Source organism: Devosia sp. (assembly GCF_028290625.1).
Lineage (GTDB): Bacteria > Pseudomonadota > Alphaproteobacteria > Rhizobiales > Devosiaceae > Devosia.
Genome location: NZ_JAQGJM010000019.1, coordinates 112,268 through 128,139 on the forward strand (window position 1 = coordinate 112,268; position 15,872 = coordinate 128,139).

Annotated in this window: 16 protein-coding genes; 10 read left to right on the top strand and 6 right to left on the bottom strand. The window is 63.9% G+C overall.

The features are described from left to right. Positions 1-54: 54 nt before the first annotated feature. A complete protein-coding gene (locus JWR51_RS10055; protein WP_299746963.1) occupies positions 55-1,548 on the top strand; it encodes a diguanylate cyclase in 1,494 nt (497 codons plus the stop codon). Between the two features lie 9 nt (positions 1,549-1,557). On the opposite strand, the gene JWR51_RS10060 is transcribed toward JWR51_RS10055, so the two are convergent. After that, positions 1,558-2,571 carry an aldehyde reductase gene (locus tag JWR51_RS10060; RefSeq protein WP_299746966.1) on the bottom strand — a complete coding sequence of 338 codons (1,014 nt, stop codon included), beginning with the start codon at positions 2,569-2,571 and terminating at the stop codon, positions 1,558-1,560. A 103-nt stretch (positions 2,572-2,674) separates the two neighbouring features. Between JWR51_RS10060 and JWR51_RS10065 the strand changes: the two genes are divergently transcribed. Then, positions 2,675-3,259, top strand: a complete 585-nt coding sequence (locus JWR51_RS10065; protein ID WP_299746969.1) for a TetR/AcrR family transcriptional regulator — start codon at positions 2,675-2,677, stop codon at positions 3,257-3,259. Here the strand turns inward: JWR51_RS10065 and moaB are convergent. From moaB to JWR51_RS10080, 3 genes are all read right to left on the bottom strand, one after another. After that, a complete protein-coding gene (gene moaB, locus JWR51_RS10070) occupies positions 3,256-3,792 on the bottom strand; it encodes a molybdenum cofactor biosynthesis protein B (protein ID WP_299746971.1) in 537 nt (178 codons plus the stop codon). The two genes, JWR51_RS10065 and moaB, sit on opposite strands and share 4 nt — an antisense overlap. After that, the gene (locus JWR51_RS10075; RefSeq protein WP_299746973.1) at positions 3,770-5,071 is read right to left on the bottom strand and encodes an MFS transporter; all 1,302 of its coding nucleotides are present in this window, start codon (positions 5,069-5,071) and stop codon (positions 3,770-3,772) included. Before JWR51_RS10075 ends, moaB begins: the two co-directional genes overlap by 23 nt. Positions 5,072-5,208: 137 nt before the next feature. Then, on the bottom strand, positions 5,209-6,036 hold the full coding sequence (locus JWR51_RS10080) for a uracil-DNA glycosylase (protein ID WP_299746976.1): 828 nt from the start codon (positions 6,034-6,036) through the stop codon (positions 5,209-5,211). A gap of 164 nt (positions 6,037-6,200) precedes the next feature. Between JWR51_RS10080 and JWR51_RS10085 the strand changes: the two genes are divergently transcribed. Together JWR51_RS10085 and JWR51_RS10090 are read left to right on the top strand one after the other, a co-directional pair. After that, positions 6,201-7,922 carry a tetratricopeptide repeat protein gene (locus JWR51_RS10085; protein WP_299746979.1) on the top strand — a complete coding sequence of 574 codons (1,722 nt, stop codon included), beginning with the start codon at positions 6,201-6,203 and terminating at the stop codon, positions 7,920-7,922. A gap of 4 nt (positions 7,923-7,926) precedes the next feature. Next, positions 7,927-8,793, top strand: coding sequence for a 4-(cytidine 5'-diphospho)-2-C-methyl-D-erythritol kinase (locus JWR51_RS10090; RefSeq protein WP_299746982.1), 867 nt, complete (start codon positions 7,927-7,929; stop codon positions 8,791-8,793). A 141-nt stretch (positions 8,794-8,934) separates the two neighbouring features. Here the strand turns inward: JWR51_RS10090 and JWR51_RS10095 are convergent, their stop codons facing one another. Then, on the bottom strand, positions 8,935-9,870 hold the full coding sequence (locus tag JWR51_RS10095) for a polyprenyl synthetase family protein (protein WP_299747087.1): 936 nt from the start codon (positions 9,868-9,870) through the stop codon (positions 8,935-8,937). 253 nt (positions 9,871-10,123) lie between these two features. Between JWR51_RS10095 and JWR51_RS10100 the strand changes: the two genes are divergently transcribed. From JWR51_RS10100 to JWR51_RS10120, 5 genes are all read left to right on the top strand, one after another. Next, positions 10,124-10,831 (top strand): methyltransferase, encoded by a 708-nt coding sequence (locus JWR51_RS10100; RefSeq protein ID WP_299746985.1) that lies wholly within the window; start codon positions 10,124-10,126, stop codon positions 10,829-10,831. A gap of 48 nt (positions 10,832-10,879) precedes the next feature. Further along, positions 10,880-11,725, top strand: coding sequence for a S49 family peptidase (locus tag JWR51_RS10105; protein ID WP_299746987.1), 846 nt, complete (start codon positions 10,880-10,882; stop codon positions 11,723-11,725). Next, the gene (locus JWR51_RS10110; RefSeq protein ID WP_299746989.1) at positions 11,726-11,950 is read left to right on the top strand and encodes a hypothetical protein; all 225 of its coding nucleotides are present in this window, start codon (positions 11,726-11,728) and stop codon (positions 11,948-11,950) included. A gap of 98 nt (positions 11,951-12,048) precedes the next feature. After that, positions 12,049-12,951 carry a glycine--tRNA ligase subunit alpha gene (locus JWR51_RS10115; RefSeq protein WP_299747088.1) on the top strand — a complete coding sequence of 301 codons (903 nt, stop codon included), beginning with the start codon at positions 12,049-12,051 and terminating at the stop codon, positions 12,949-12,951. A gap of 113 nt (positions 12,952-13,064) precedes the next feature. Further along, positions 13,065-13,685: a hypothetical protein gene (locus JWR51_RS10120; protein ID WP_299746991.1), complete on the top strand. Its 621-nt coding sequence runs from the start codon at positions 13,065-13,067 to the stop codon at positions 13,683-13,685. A gap of 45 nt (positions 13,686-13,730) precedes the next feature. On the opposite strand, the gene JWR51_RS10125 is transcribed toward JWR51_RS10120, so the two are convergent. Next, positions 13,731-14,666, bottom strand: a complete 936-nt coding sequence (locus JWR51_RS10125; protein ID WP_299746992.1) for an AraC family transcriptional regulator — start codon at positions 14,664-14,666, stop codon at positions 13,731-13,733. Positions 14,667-14,758: 92 nt separating this feature from the next. Here JWR51_RS10125 and JWR51_RS10130 point away from each other — a divergent pair, with 92 nt between their 5' ends. Then, entirely contained in the window at positions 14,759-15,730 is a 972-nt protein-coding gene (locus JWR51_RS10130) for an oxidoreductase (RefSeq protein ID WP_299746995.1), read from the top strand. Positions 15,731-15,872 lie beyond the last annotated feature (142 nt).

Genomic DNA, 15,872 nt, shown 5'->3' on the forward strand with positions numbered 1-15,872 from the left:
TCACCTTCCGCTAAGCTCCGTAGGGGAGATTGCTGCCACAGGCGGGGGCATGGCATGAGCACGACTAAAGCGTCGAAGTGGCAGTTTTCTCACAAGGTCATGCTGCCGGTGGTGCTGGCCATTACCATCACCGTGGTGGCTGTCGCAGGCTTTGTGGTTTGGTCGACGGCCCGAACCGACGATCATGCCCTGACGCGTGAAACGGCGCTGGTCGCCAACGCGCTGGCCGATCAGTTGAAGGCCATGCCCACCATCCAGGTGGATTACGCGGTGTGGGACGAAGCGCTCACCGCCGTGGCGGAGGGCGACACTGCTTGGCTGGACGAAAATATCGGCGGCGCGGTCTATACGGCCTATGGGCAGCAGCGCAGCTACGTTCTCAATTCCAAATTGCGTCCGGTCTATGCCATGCGCGACGGCGGCAAAGTGCCCGCCAAGGCCTTCGAGCCGGTACGCGCCGTCGTCATGCCGCTGATCGACAAGCTCCGCTCGCTGGACGGCATCGCCGCGACATCGGCCTATAATAACAGCGTAAACGGCACCGCGCCGTCCGCCACGGACGTGGCCCTGCTCGATGGCCACCCGGCCATGATCAGCGTCATGCCCATGCTGTCCTACTCCGGCGACATGACCGAGGAGGCCGGCAATGAGCCGATCCTGGTTTCGGGCATGTTGCTGGAAGACGATTTGGCCACCCAGCTCAAGAACCAATACCTGTTCAACGGCGCCCACTTTGCGCTCACCGCCGACGTGACGGGAGGGGAGGCCGCATACCCGCTTCGCAACAATGCCGGCGACACCATCGCCTGGTTCAAGTGGCAGCCCGATCGGCCGGGCGCCCGCATCCTGCAGGATACGCTGCCCGCTCTGCTCGGCGCCTTCGTTGTAGCCGGCATCATCATCGCGCTGCTGCTGCGCAATCTCCAGCGCGCCTCCACCCAATTGCAAACCGAGCGCGCCGAAGCCCAGCATCGCGCCCTGCACGATCCGCTGACGGGCCTCGGCAATCGTGCGCTGTTCCGCGATCGCCTGCACCAGGCCGTCAGCGCCATGCAACGCGGCGAGCCGCAATTGGCGCTGCTGGCGCTCGATCTCGATCGCTTCAAGCAGGTCAACGACACCCTTGGCCACGAAGCCGGCGACGAATTGCTGCGTCAGGTTGCCGGCCGCATCGCCAGCATGTTGCGGCCCACCGATACCCTGGTGCGCCTCGGCGGCGATGAGTTCGCCATCATCCAGACCGGCATCTCCACCCATGCGGATGCCGCCGACCTGGCCCAGCGCGTCATCGACTCCTTGCAGGCGCCGTTCCATCTCTCCGGCACCAGCGCCCAGATCGGCGTCAGCATCGGCATCGTGACGGCGCCGGACCTGGCCCAGACCGAACCCGAACTCGCCTCCCGCGCCGACGACGCGCTCTATCGCGCCAAGGCCAACGGCCGCAACTGCTTCAGCCTCTATGCCGTGCCGGCCAACGAACCGGCCCGGCTCGAACAGGAAATCCGCCAGGCCTTCAGTGTTCGCATTCGCAACGCCGATGCGGCCTGACTATTGATTTCACGACGTTCGTTCGAGCAGGCTTTCGCCGCAGTCGGTGACGGTGACTGTCCCCGGTCGCGGTGAAAAGCCCAGGACGCGCCGCGCCTTGTCTGAGCTGAGGCGGAACTTCCGGCCAATCAGCGGCGCCAGTGTCCGCACGCTTGGCAGGAATGGCAGCAGTAGCCGGACCACAAGGGTCGGCAATTGGCGGGTCGGCGTTTTGCTGCCAAGGCTGCCGAGATTGGTGCGCAGTGTACTGGCGATTTCGTCCATCCACATGAAGTCGCCGGCGGCGATGAAGCGCTCGCCAGCGGCCTCCGGCGAGGTCATGGCTCGAATGTGCAGGTCGGCGAGATCGCGCACGTCCACCACCCAGAATCCGAGCTTGGGCATGGCTCTTGGCCGCCCCTCCAGCAGGTCCTGCAAAATCTTGACCGATCCCAGATTCTCCGCGCTCAGGATCGGGCCGAAGACGGCGCCGGGCAGCACGGTGGTGAGTTCGGTCATGCCGCCGCTGGTCTTCATGAAGTCCCATGCCGCGCGCTCGGCGAGGATTTTCGATACCCGATAGGCGTCGAACTGCGGATCGTCCGGGTCGGCCCAGATCGTCTCGTCGCTGATCCGGTCGGTGCTCAATGGCGGCCTTGCGGTGGCCGCCGCCGAGGTCATCACCACGCGTTTGATCCCGGCGCCGACTGCTGCCTTGAGCACTCGGATTGTGCCATCGCGCGCCGGCTCCACAAACGAGTTCCTATCGCCGGGAATGCCGCCGCCCAGTGGCGAGGCGACGTGCAACACGTAATCGCAACCCGCCATGGCTTCATCCCAGCCGGCGTCCCGCGTCAGGTCGGCAGCCACGAAGGATAGTCCGTCGGTATTGGCTCCTGCGGCAGCGATGGTCGCGCGCAAAGCCGGCGCTTTGGACAGGCTGCGCAGCGTCGTGCGCACCAGATAGCCGCGCTGCAGCAAATCCACGATGCACCAACCCGCGACAAATCCCGTGCCGCCAGTGACCAGAACGGTTTCAGGCATTTGAGCTCTCCAGACCCTCACCAGAGGGTATCGTTGACCTTATATCTACAGGTGTATACCATGAGCGAAGCCATAAGTCTACACCCATATACATGAGGCCCGAATGGAAGAGCCAGCCCACCGACCGCGCAACGCGACCGCCACGCGCGCCGCGATCCTGGCATCGGCCCGAACCGCTTTCGTCCGCTCCGGCTATGAGGGCGCCGGCCTGCGCGAGATCGCCGAAGGCGCCGGCGTGACGGCGATGATGGTCAATCGCTATTTCGGCTCGAAAGAGGGGCTGTTTTCGCAGGTGCTGGCGGCGGCCAATGCCGATCCGATCATCGCCACCGAGGAAATCCTGCACGCGGCCGACCGGGATCGCCGCATCGCCGCGGCTTTGGTTCAGGTGACGACGCCCGAAGCTACCGCGCTGGATGGTTTTCTCATCATGCTGCGATCGGTATCCAGCCTCGGGGCAGCGGCGATCGCGCGTGATGTCATTGAAAGCCAGCATCAGCGCAATGTCACCGCCGCGCTATCGGGTGCGTCCGCCGCTCAACGGGCGGCGTTGCTGATGTCATTGGTCGCCGGCGTGCAGATCATGCGCCAGGTCATCCAGCTCAAGGCGCTGACCGATGTGGAGCCGGAAGCGCTCGCCGACCTGCTGCAGCCGCTGATCAGCGCGCTGATGGACGAAAAAGCCTAGCGCTCGTCCAGCCGCGGCATCAGCTCGACGAAGTTGCAGGGCTTGTGCCGGTAATCGAGCTGGTGGGTCAAAATGCCTTCCCAGGCATCGCGGCAGGCGCCGCGCGAGCCGGGCAGGGTGAACACGAACGTCGTGCCGATCAGCCCCGCCGTCGCGCGGGACTGGATCGAGCTGGTGCCCACCGTGGTGCCCGAATACTGGTGGAACAGCACCGAAAACCCCTCCATCCGCTTGTCGAACAACGGCTCGATGGCCTCGGGCGTGACGTCGCGCCCGGAAAAGCCGGTGCCGCCGGTGGTCAGGATCACATCGACTTTCGGATCGGCGACGAAATTCTGCACTGCCGCGCGGATCAGTTGGATGTCATCGCGCACCACGACTCGCTCGGCACACTTGTGCCCATCGGCCTCGAGAAGCGATTTCAACAGCGCGCCGCCGGTATCTGTTTCCAGCGTCCGCGTGTCCGAAACGGCGATGACGGCGATGGTCAGCGGGACAAAGTTGCGGTCTTCAAACCGAGCTGACTTGAACATCGCTTTTCTCCGCTTCTTCGCTTTCCGCATCGTTTGGCGGAATGTCATCACTATCAGCGCGCGGGTCGAGCGCAACCGATTCCGGGGTCACCTGCTTGTCATTGCCCATCGGCTGGAACGGCGCGCGACCAGCCGCTGCCGGGGCGCTGCGCACCCGCATGCGCAGGAACGCCGTGACCGCCAAAGCGCCATGGAAAGCCGCCGTGACGATGAACAACCCCACCGGCGCAAACGCGCCCATGATGAACGACGCCACTGCCGGACCGATCGCCAGCCCTACGCCCAGGATCAGCAGCATGCCGCCGGCGATCTTGGCGAATTCCCCGTCCTTGGCAAAGTCGTTGGCGTGCGCCACCGCCACCGCATAGATCGGGTTGGCACAGAAGCCGTAGAGCGCGAACAGCACATACATCATCCAGCCTGCGGAGGGATTGATGATGACGGTCAGCCCGCCGATCACCGCCGCCGACCCCGAAAGGCCGATCAGCACGATGCGCCGGTCGATCCGGTCGCTCAGCCGCCCGAAGGGGATTTGCGCCACAGCGCCCAGAATAGCCGCCAATGCAAACAGGAAAGCGATGCCGCTGGCATCCAGCCCCTGCTCATAGCCATAAACCGGCGCCAGCGTGCCGAACGAGCCATTGGCCATGCCCACCGAAAAGGCCGCAATCGCCGCGACCGGCGAGGTCTTGTAGAGGAGCCGCACATCGAGCCGGGCCGAGGCGAGCGGGCGCGGCTGCGGGCTCGAGGTCAGCGCTGTGGGCAGCACGGCGCAGATAAAGCTGATGGCGCCGAGCACGAAGGGGATATAGCCGGCGGTGCCGGTCATCGACATGGCGATCTGCCCCAGCGTCGAGGCCGCCATGTTGATGGTGACGTAGATCGAGAACACCGTGCCGCGGCTCTTGTTGTCGGCCACCTCGTTGAGCCAGCTTTCCACGATCATCGCCGCGCCGGCAAAGCAGAAGCCCGAGAGCGCGCGCAGCACGATCCAGCTCCAGTCGTGAATCATCATCAGGTTGAGCAGGATGGTGACCGTGCCGATGGCCGCCATCACCGAAAATGCGCGGATATGGCCGACTTTGCGCACGATCAGCGGCACGCTGATCGAGCCGGCGACGAAGCCGACCGACCAGCCGGTGCCGATCAGGCCCAGCGACAGCAGCGAAAACCCTTCCTCGGCTCCGCGCACCGAGAGCAGCAGTCCCTGTAGCCCACCGCCGAACATCAGCAGGGCGGATCCCAGGAACAGGGCATAAATCTTGATTACGGAGGACATGGACGCTTCCGGCTGGGATTTGAAATCATCACGCAATGGTGACCATACCCCGGTGTCATTGTTTCGCACGGCAAAAGTGCGGCGGGACGCAAATTTGTTTTGGGCGCCTAGCGTGGGGGACGAAGCCGGCCAGCTAGCTACCCAATCCCCAACGCATCCAGCTTCATCCGCAAACTCAGCATGTCCCGCCAGGCCTGCTGCTTCGCCGCCGGATTGCGCAACAAATACGCCGGATGCAGCGTCGGCATCGCCTCGACGCCATGGCGGCCAACCGTCAGCTCGCTCCAGCGCCCGCGCATCTTGAGAATGCCGATACTGGTGTTGAACACCGTCTGCATGGCCGGACCACCCAGCGTCAGGATCACCTTGGGGGCCACCAGTTCCACCTGCCGGTGCAGGAAGGGCAGGCAGATCGCCAGCTCCTCGGGCGTCGGCGTACGATTACCCGGCGGCCGCCAAGGCACTGTATTGGCGATATAAACCTTGGTGCGGTCCAGCCCGATGGCGCCCAGCATCCGGTCCAGCAATTGTCCCGATTTGCCGACGAACGGCTTGCCCTGCCGGTCCTCTTCGGCCCCCGGCGCTTCGCCAATCAACATGATTTGCGCGTCCGGATTGCCGTCGGCGAAACACAATTGCGTGGCGCGCAGTTTCAGGCCGCACCCGTCATAGTCGCGCACGATGGCTTCGAGTTCGGCCAGGTTTTGTGCCGTTGCGGCGAGCCCGCGCGCTTCGCCCGGATCGGTGGCGAAAGCGGCGGCCGCAGCGGGCGCCGCCTCGGCCAGCCCCTGTGCCATGGGCCGCGATTCTGTCGCTGGTACAGCCACTTCGGCGGGTCGTGCCGGGGGACGTTGGGCGAACCGGTTGACCGGCTCCTCGCCCACCGCCACGTCCACTCCGGCAGCCCGATACCAGTCGAGCACCGACAGCAATTCGCTGGGATTGAGCGGTCGATCTTGAGCCATGGGCCGACTTATGTCACAGCACTGGACGGCCTGCCAGATGCGGCGGGCTGCCGCAACAGCACAATGTGACTGCCTGCACGATGCGCCGAGCTTGCGCGACAGCCGCAAAATCGACACTGTTTGCGCGAAAACCGGCCTGCACCGGCCAAGGAGAACTGAGCCTCGTGACCAAGCTTTTCAACCGTCTCGCGCGCCCCGCCGTTCTGGCGCTGGCTCTGGGCAGTCTGGCAGCGCCCGTCCTGGCGCAGCAAAGCCCACTGCCGCAGCAGGCGATGAACATGCTCTCACTGCTCGGGCCCAGCGAGACCGGCAGTTATTTGGCGGGTCAGCAGGCCCTCAAGGAATTGCGCACCAAAGAGGCCGCAACCTATTTCATGGAGGCGGCGCAGGCCGATTGGGACAATCCGATCCTGGTCGAGCGCGCCTTTATCGGCTTTGCGGCCGATGGCCAGATCGGCCAGGCGGCCTCCACCGCCAAGCATCTGCTCGAACTCGATCCCCACAATGAACTCGCCGAGCTGGTCGTGGCCACCGAGGCGCTCAAGGAGCGTCGCTACCCGGCGGCCGAATCTACCCTGTCCGGCATCGGCCAGGACAGCTTCACCGCCATCACTGGCGGCATCCTGCGTGCCTGGGCCATGGTGGGCGACAACAAGGCCAAGGAAGCCGAAACCACGCTCGACAAGCTGGGGCAAGGCGGTCTTGAAGACTTCCTGCTGTTCCACCGCGCGCTGATGGCGGAGGCCGCCGGCGATACCGACAAGGCGATCGATCTCGCAGGCCAGGCCTTCGATGCCGAACCCAATGTCGCCCGCGTCGTCGAAGTCTATGCGCGCATCCTCGCCAATGCCGGCCATTTCGACCAGGCCAAGGAAGCCATCGCCAAGTTCGAAGGCCAGGGCCTCAATCACCCCGTCGTCACCATCGTCAAGAACATGATCGATGCCGGCCAGAAGCCAGGCGTGTTCGCCTCCAGCGTACAGGTCGGCGCCGCGGAAGTGTACCACGGCATCGGCGTGGCCCTGTCGCGCGATGGCAGCATGGACCTGTCGATCGTGTTCCTGCGCCTCGCGCTCTACCTCGATCCGCAGGCCGACGTGATTTCGTTGGCGCTCGGCCAATTGCTGGATCAGGCCGGCCAGAACGAGGCCGCCAATGCGATCTATGACGGCGTCCCCGCCACCTCGCCGATGAAGCCGACCGCTGTCGTGCGCATTGCGCAGAACTTGGACACCATGGGCGACCGCCCCGAAGCGCTGCGCCGCCTCGGCAATATCGTCGCCACCCGCCCCAATGACCTCGACGCCGTTTCGGTGATGGGCGATCTGCTGCGCTATGACGAGCAATATCCCGAGGCCGCAGACGCCTATACCAAGGCCCTGGCGATCAGCGGCGGCGAAAGCCCGTCGGATTGGCGCTTCTACTATGTACGCGGCATCGCCTATGAGCGCGCCGGCGTCTGGCCCAAGGCCGAAGCCGATTTCCTCGAGGCGCTCAAGCTCAATCCCGACCAGCCGCAGGTGCTGAACTATCTCGGCTATAGCTGGATCGACAAGGACATGCACTTCGACGAGGCGCTGGAGATGATCCAGAAGGCCGTCGCCGCCGTGCCGCAGGATGGCTACATCGTCGATTCGCTGGGCTGGGCCTTCTACAAGCTCGGTCGCACCGACGAGGCGGTGACCACGCTCGAACAGGCCGTGCAATTGCTGCCTAACGATCCAGAGATCAACGACCATCTCGGCGATGCCTATTGGAAGGCCGGGCGCGAACTGGAAGCCAAGTTCCAGTGGAAGATTGCCGCCTCGGTCGACACCATCGGCAACGTCAAGGAACGCACCATTCCCAAGCTGGCCAATGGCCTGACAGCCAGCGCTGCGCCTTAACGGCGTGCTGAGCGTCCAGGCAGCACCCGCCAAGGTCAATCTCGCGCTGCACGTAACCCGGCGGCGCGAGGACGGCTATCACGACCTCGAAAGTCTTGTCGTGTTCGCCGACGTGGCCGACGATATCGAAGCGCTGCCGGCCAAATCCGACACGCTGGTTATCACCGGCCCCTTCGCCAAGGCGCTGGGCAATGGCGATAACCTGATCACTCGCGCCGTTGCCGCTTTCCGCGCGCAATGGCCCGGAGCCGTCGAACAACCGCTGGCCATGACGTTGCGAAAGAACCTGCCGGTTGCCGCCGGAATTGGTGGTGGTTCCGCCGACGCCGCCGCTGCCCTGCGCCTGATGGTGAGCTTGTCGAACACGCCCATCCCCTTGCCTGAGCTGTCGGCACTGGCCCTGCGGCTGGGGGCCGATGTTCCGGCATGTCTGCTCTCGGTGCCGTTGGTGGCGCGCGGCGTTGGCGAAATCCTGTCGCCGCTGCCCGAATTTCCAACCCTGCATATCGTGCTGGTCAACCCGCTGGTGCCGGTCGCTACCGCCGATATCTTCCGGCGCCTGCGCGCTCACGACAATTATACGCTGCCCGCCTTGCCTTCGCCGCTGACGCGCCCGGCCCAGCTCGGCATCTGGCTGGCCGAAACCCGCAATGACCTGCAGCCGCCGGCGATCAAGCTTGTTCCCGCGATTGGCGATCTGATTGAATTACTGGGCCTAACCCAGGGCTGCATCCTGGCCCGCATGTCGGGTTCCGGCGCCACGGTGTTTGGCCTCTTCGGCTCCAGCGGGCAGGCCCACCAAGCCGCACAGGTCATGCGCGCCGCCAATCCGGACCACTGGGTGGCGGCCGCGCCGCTGATTGTGCCGTAGATTGTGCCACGCCCTCGTGGTTCGAGGCTCGCAAGAACTCGCACCTCACCATGAGGGCTACTTTGAAATCGAGCTCCCAGTAGTCCTCATGGTGAGGTGGGAGCGGAGCGACCCTCGAACCACGAGGGCGTGGCACGACGCCTAGTAAGCCCGGCGCACGCTGAATTCGACGACTTCGGCCAAGAGCGTTTTCATTTCCGACGCTGGCAATACCGCCAGCGCATCCACGGCCGCCCGCGCGTGGGCGTCGGCCCGCTCCAAGGTGCGCGTCAACGTGTTGTAGCGGCCCATGATGGTCACCACGTCGCGAACCTGCGCCTCGCTGGCGTCCGCATGGCCGAGTGCCGCCGAAATCAGCGCCTGCTCGGCAGGGGTGCCTTCGGCCAGGGCCAGAATTACCGGCAGCGTCATCTTGCCTTCGCGCAGGTCGTCGCCGGTATTCTTGCCCATGGCGCCGCTTTCGCCGCGATAATCGAGGACGTCATCGACCAGCTGGAACGCATTGCCCAGCTCAAGCCCATAGGCCTTGAGCGCCAGCCGTCCGGTATCGTCGGCGCCGCCCGCCATGGCGCCCACTTCGCAGGCTGCCTCAAACAGCGTCGCCGTCTTGGCGCGGATCACTTCGGCATAATCCTCGGGCGTGGTCGCCAAATCGCCGGTCTTGGCAAGCTGGAACACTTCGCCCTCGGCCATCGCCGCGGCGGCGGCTGCCAGCACACCGAGCGCCGCGATATCCTTGGTCTCGACCATCATCATGAAGGCTTGGCCGAGCAAAAAGTCGCCCACCAGCACGCTGGCCTGGTTACCCCAGATCATCCGCGCTGCCGGCTTGCCGCGGCGCATGTCGCTCTCGTCCACCACGTCGTCGTGCAGCAGCGTGGCGTTGTGCATGAACTCGACCGCAGCCGCGAACTTGATCGCGCTGCCGACACCGCCGCCGAACAAGGCGGCCGCCGCCACCGTCAGCATCGGACGCAGCCGCTTGCCGCCGCTCTCGATCAGATAGCGCGCCAGCTCGGGCACCATTTCGACATGGGAATCGGCGCGCTCCAGGATCAGCGCATTGACCTTGGCCATATCGGGAGCCGTCGCCGTCAGCAGGCGCTCGATCGCGTTGGCGCTGGGAGCCTGTTTTGTTTGCGTCGCCACTGACACCGGCACATCATCCTCGTTTGACCGCATTCGGCAATTCTGGTTGAGCACCTTGTGCCCAGGCATGTAAACTGGCGCCAAACCGGCCATTTCGGATGCGATGTCCCTAGACCAGCCAAACGTCTTTGTAAAACACCAAACGCTTACGCGCGACGCCTTTTTGGGCGGCAGGATCACTGTGTCGCAGCCCCGCCACGGCTTTCGCGCCGGGCTGGACAGCGTACTGCTCGGCGCCGCCGTGGCGAGCGATAGCACTGCATTGCTGGACCTCGGCTGCGGTGTCGGCACCGCCGGCCTCGTGGCGCTGGCGCACAACCCGGCGCTGGCCGCCACAATGGTCGATCAAAATTCCGACATGCTGGCTTTGGCGAGGCTCAATGCCGAAGAGAACCATTTTGCCGCCCGCACCACGGTGATCGAGGTCGATGTCGCCGCCAAGGGCGCCGCCCGCCTCGCCGCCGGCTTGCGCGAGAACGCCTATTCCAGTGTCATCGCCAATCCGCCCTTCTTCGACAGCGCCGGGGGCACCCTCGCCAAGGACGGCGCCCGCGCTGATGCCCGGCATATGGGAGCGGAAAGCCTTGATCTCTGGGTGAAGACCGCCGCTGGGGCTGCCGCCGCGGGGGGCGAAGTCATTTTCATATATCCCGTCGAATCGCTGCCGCCGCTGCTGTCGGCCTTTGCCGCCCGCTTTGGTGCCATCACCATACTGCCGCTCAGCCCGCGCGCCGATGTCCCGGTCACCCGCGTGCTGCTGCGCGCCGTCAAGGGCTCCCGCGCGCCGCTGACCATGCTCTCCACCCGCGCCCTGCACGATGTCGAGGGGCGCGCCTTTACCCCGCAATTCGACGCAATCTTGCGTGGGACGGCGCGGCTCGTCTGGTAATTGGCCGCGATGCGCCCTAAATCTGGCCGCAGCAACATCGGAGCGGGCATGGCGCAGACACCGGCAAAACGGGGCAATTGGTTCAAGCGCCTCATTGGGCGCGACAAGACCGTCATTCCCGTCATCCGCCTGCAGGGCGTCATCGCCGCCGACCAGCGTCAGGGCCGGCTCAACATTGCCAATGTGGCGCCACTGCTCGCCCGCGCCTTCGCCATCAAATCGGCGCCCGCCGTGGCCATCATTGTCAATTCTCCCGGCGGCTCGCCGGTACAGTCGCGGCTGATCTCCAAGCGCATCCGCGACCTGGCTAACGAGCACAACAAGCCGGTGCTGGTTTTCGTCGAGGATGCCGCGGCCTCGGGCGGCTATTTCATCGCGGTCGCCGGTGATGAAATCTTCGCCGATCCATCCTCCATCGTCGGCTCGATCGGCGTCATCATGGCCGGCTTCGGCTTTGTCGACGCCATCGGCAAGCTCGGCATCGAACGCCGCGTCCATACCGCCGGTCGCAATAAATCCACCCTCGATCCCTTCCAGCCCGAAAAGGCCGAGGACGTTGAGCGCATCAAAACCTTCGAATTGGACATCCACCAGGTGTTCATAGACCACGTCAAATCTCGCCGTGGTGCCAAGCTCAAAGGCGCCGACGATGCCCTGTTCACCGGCGAGTGGTGGACCGGCCTGCGCGGGCTCGACCTCGGCCTGATCGATGCCATCGGCGACGTGCATGAAGTGCTGCGTAGCCGCTATGGCAAGGACATCGTGCTCAAGCTGATCGAACCAAAGCGCGGCCTGATCAATTTTCCCCGCTTCGGCTTTTCCGCGCAAAGTCTGGTCGGGGACGTTTCCGCCAGCATCGAGGACCGCGCCGTCTGGGCGCGGCTGGGCCTCTAGATGACCGCAATTTTCATCCGCCTCGCCATCTATGTCGGCATCGCACTGATCATCTATCTCGGCGTCCGCAAGATCTGGCGCGACTGGACCGGCACCTTCAAGAAGGACGAGGAGGAAGCCCGCCGCGTTCGCCGCGAACGTGATCTGCGCGAACGCGCCCAACCCGGCGTCATCGATCTCAAGCGCGACAAGGACGGCACGTTCCGGCCAGGGGACAAGGAGTAGGGCAGGGGCCACAATGCCGATTGACCCCTCGCGGCCTCCCCACTAGGTTCCGGCCGACATTCAGCCGGACCTGACCCATGACCGATCGCCCCTCCTATATGGACCCCCGGAACTCGTTCCAGGGCCTCATCCTGACGCTGCAGCAGTTCTGGGCGGAGCAGGGTTGTGTCATCCTGCAGCCCTACGACATGCAGATGGGCGCCGGCACGTTTCACACCGCCACCACCCTGCGCGCGCTTGGCCCCAAGCCGTGGAAGGCCGCCTATGTGCAGCCCAGCCGCCGCCCCAAGGATGGCCGCTATGGCGAAAATCCCAACCGGTTGCAGCACTATTACCAGTTCCAGGTCATCCTGAAGCCGTCGCCGTCCGACATGCAGGAGCTGTACCTGCGCTCGCTGGCCGCCATTGGCCTCGATATCGCGCTGCATGACGTGCGCTTCGTCGAGGACGATTGGGAAAGCCCGACGCTGGGCGCCTGGGGCCTCGGCTGGGAATGCTGGTGCGACGGCATGGAAGTCAGCCAGTTCACCTATTTCCAGCAAGTCGCGGGCTTTGAATGCTCCCCGGTCCCAGGCGAAATCACCTATGGGCTGGAACGCCTCGCCATGTATGTGCAGGGCGTCGAGAACGTCTACGACCTCAACTTCAATGGCGGCACCGGCGACGACAAGGTCACCTATGGCGACGTGTTCCTGCAGAACGAGCAGGAATTCTCGAAGTACAATTTCGAGGCCGCCGATACCGACATGCTGTTCCGCCACTTCAAGGATGCCGAGGACGAGTGCAAGGCCATCCTGCTCAAGGGCGCCGATGGCAACCGGCAGACCATGGCCGTCCCCGCCTATGAGCAGGTGATCAAGGCATCGCACAACTTCAATCTGCTCGATGCCCGCGGCGTCATCTCGGTTACCGAACGCCAGAGCTACATCCTGCGCATCCGCGACCTGGCCAAGGCGTGTGGTGCGGCGTGGTTGGAGACGGCTGGCGGTGGGGCTGAATAGGGTACGCAACCGTACTCCTGTGGTAGCGCTCATGCAGGACGCTAAGTTATTGCAGTAGCATGTCGCCATGTTTGGCGACGTTGCTCATAATGTCGTCTTGGACGGAGACAAGAATGGCAGTTAACTTGCTCGAGCCTGATCCGTTTAATAAGGCATCGCTAGCGCCTGTTGGGGATGCAGCGGTAGTGCCAATCTATGCTGCTGTTGGATATGCATTACACCGTTGGGAAGGGTGCGAGACTAGTATCGCAACCGTCTACTCTTCTCTTGTGAAGCCAAAAGGCGGGAATCATGTACTCATGCGTTCCTTTGGCACGATCACAGCGCCAAGCACGCGCCAGGAGATGATCAAATACGCCAGCGAGGCCTACTTCGAACAACACGAGAATCCGGCGCTGTTGGCGGAACTTAAGGCCTTTTTGAAGCTCTATCAAAATGCTGGGCAGCGGAGAAATGATATCGCGCACGCGGTGGTGGAGGCGGAAGGGGCATACGCTATAATCGACAATAAGGCAGTGCCACTTCCCGATGAGTGGTTTCTGGTCCCATCAATCTTCACGACAAAAAAGCGAGAAACTAGGATGAGAGGTCCCAAGTATCGGTTCTCCAGTCGAGAAATTAGACATTACGCTGATTGTTTCGAAGCCTTGGGCGAAAAGGCAGGAAAGCTGTCAACGGCAATTCGGAAATTTTACTCGTCGTTTCCAGAGAAGTATCAATCCGATTGGTCATGAGGATGGCAAGTCGAGCGTCGACAATCGCGCCACGGCGACAATCGGTTAGTTCAGCGCAATGCTCCCCGCGCTGCGCGAACTTGTCCGATACCGCTTCGGTGCCATCCCGATTGTGCGCTTGAACGCATTGCTGAACGCGCTTTCGGACGCATAGCCCAGCGTTCGAGCCAGCGCGGACACGGGCACTTCGCTGTCGCGCAGGTCGCGCTCGGCCAGCCGCATGCGCCAACCCAGCAGATAGGCCAGCGGCGCCACGCCAACTGCCGTCTTGAAGCGCAGCGCAAACGTCGTGCGCGACATTGCTACCGCCTTGGCCAGTTCGCCCAGCGTCCAGCTTCGGGCAGGATCGCCATGCATCAGCCGCAGCGCCGGGGCAATCCGCTCATCGCCCAGCGCCTTGAGCCAGCCCTCTTCCATCGGCTCGGCGCTCGCCAGATGCGCCCGCAGCGCCTGCACGAACATCAATTGCGCCAGTTGCGCGGTCGCCACCGCCGCACCCGGCCGGTCCACCGCCATCTCGCGCACAATCTGGTCGACCACCCAATTCAGCGCCACCGCTTCGGCCGAGACGCTGCGCACATGGATCATTGGCGGCAGCACGTCGAGCAGGATGCTTTGTCGCTTCGGATCGGCCGCCACATGCCCGCCGATCATGAGAAAATCCCGCCCGGCGTCGCGTGCGACAATCATGCCGGCCATTCCGTCCAACGTTGCCGTGGCCATTTCGGGCGTTAGCGTCCGCTCGCTGGTCAGGACGAACGAGCGGCTGCCATTGACCAGGATGACATCGCCAGTCGCCAGTCCAACCGGCGCCAGCCCGTCCATGATCACCCAACAGCGCCCCTCGGCCACTGCCATGAACTTGATTACGTCGGGTCGTTCGAAGCGTCGCGCCCAAGCCCCGCCGCCAACCAAGCTGCCCGAAAGCAAGCAGCGCGCATTGACCAGATCGAGAATTTCAGAAAGCGGATCGGAACTCATTGCGTACGATCGCTCAAAAATCACGGACTTTCAAGCATTGGGAATCCGGGTGCTGAGGCATAGATCCTGCTGCGAAACGACAGGAGACCACAATGTCCACTCTTCAAGCGCCCATCGGCTCGGGCTTCGGTGCCGCCACCACCGCCCAGGAAATCGTCGCCGGCACCGATCTGTCCGGCAAAATTGCTATCGTCACCGGCGGTTATGCAGGCATGGGGCTGGAAATTACCAAGGCGCTGACCGCTGCCGGCGCCACAGTCATCGTCCCCGCCCGCGATCGCGAAAAGGCGCAGCTTTCACTTGGCACCGTGCCCGGCGCCGAGCTGGAATCCCTTGACCTGATGGATGCCGCATCCATCGATGGCTTTGCCAGCCGCTTCCTCTCCTCCAACCGTCCGCTGCACATTCTAATCAACAATGCCGGCATCATGTATCCGCCGCTGCAACGCGATGCGCGCGGCAATGAATCCCAGTTCTCGACCAACCATCTCGGCCACTTCCAGCTCACCGCCCGCCTGTGGCCGGCTCTACAGCGCGCCAATGGCGCCCGCGTCGTCTCGGTCTCCTCAATCGGCCACCACCACGCCAGCGTGGATTTCGATGACCCGAACTTCCTCACCCGCGCCTATGATCGGGGCATCGCCTACGGCCAGTCCAAAACCGCCAATGCCCTGTTCGCGGTCGGCCTCGATGCCCGCGGTGCCGCCCATGGCGTGCGGGCCTTCGCCGTCCATCCCGGTGGTGTCATCACCGATCTGGTGCGTTACATCTCGCCCGCCGATCTGCTGGCCTCCGGCTATGTCGATGCGCAGGGAAAGGCGATCATCGATCCGGCCCGCAATATGAAGACTGCCGCCCAAGGCGCCGCCACCAGCGTGTGGTGCGCCACCAGCTCGCAACTCGACTTCATGGGTGGCGTCTACTGCGAGGATTGCGACCTCGCCGTTGCCACGGCCGCGGATTCCACAACCCTGCTAGGAGTCCGCCCCTGGGCCATCGATCCCGCCCTGGCCGATCGCCTCTGGACCCTGAGCGAAAGCCTCACCGGCGCGGCATTCCTCTAACTCTTCCTCGATTTCTCGGTAGAATTGACCAAGCGGCAGAATTAATGCCGCCGCGGCAAGAATGGTGCGTGCCGAGGCCCCAAATCCCGTTGCTTCCCTTCGTCCCCAATGCCACTGTCCCGCCGGGGCATTGGGGCGAGAT

Bases quoted from the DNA above. Each gene is read 5' to 3' on its own strand.
- JWR51_RS10095 (WP_299747087.1), bottom strand. From the start codon at position 9,870: ATGGCCAAGGTCAATGCGCTGATCCTGGAGCGCGCCGATTCCCATGTC.
- JWR51_RS10115 (WP_299747088.1), top strand. From the start codon at position 12,049: ATGGACCCCCGGAACTCGTTCCAGGGCCTCATCCTGACGCTGCAGCAG.
- JWR51_RS10060 (WP_299746966.1), bottom strand. From the start codon at position 2,571: ATGCCTGAAACCGTTCTGGTCACTGGCGGCACGGGATTTGTCGCGGGT.
- JWR51_RS10120 (WP_299746991.1), top strand. From the start codon at position 13,065: ATGGCAGTTAACTTGCTCGAGCCTGATCCGTTTAATAAGGCATCGCTA.
- moaB (WP_299746971.1), bottom strand. From the start codon at position 3,792: ATGTTCAAGTCAGCTCGGTTTGAAGACCGCAACTTTGTCCCGCTGACC.
- JWR51_RS10080 (WP_299746976.1), bottom strand. From the start codon at position 6,036: ATGGCTCAAGATCGACCGCTCAATCCCAGCGAATTGCTGTCGGTGCTC.
- JWR51_RS10105 (WP_299746987.1), top strand. From the start codon at position 10,880: ATGGCGCAGACACCGGCAAAACGGGGCAATTGGTTCAAGCGCCTCATT.
- JWR51_RS10130 (WP_299746995.1), top strand. From the start codon at position 14,759: ATGTCCACTCTTCAAGCGCCCATCGGCTCGGGCTTCGGTGCCGCCACC.
- JWR51_RS10125 (WP_299746992.1), bottom strand. From the start codon at position 14,666: ATGAGTTCCGATCCGCTTTCTGAAATTCTCGATCTGGTCAATGCGCGC.
- JWR51_RS10110 (WP_299746989.1), top strand. From the start codon at position 11,726: ATGACCGCAATTTTCATCCGCCTCGCCATCTATGTCGGCATCGCACTG.
- JWR51_RS10065 (WP_299746969.1), top strand. From the start codon at position 2,675: ATGGAAGAGCCAGCCCACCGACCGCGCAACGCGACCGCCACGCGCGCC.
- JWR51_RS10055 (WP_299746963.1), top strand. From the start codon at position 55: ATGAGCACGACTAAAGCGTCGAAGTGGCAGTTTTCTCACAAGGTCATG.
- JWR51_RS10075 (WP_299746973.1), bottom strand. From the start codon at position 5,071: ATGTCCTCCGTAATCAAGATTTATGCCCTGTTCCTGGGATCCGCCCTG.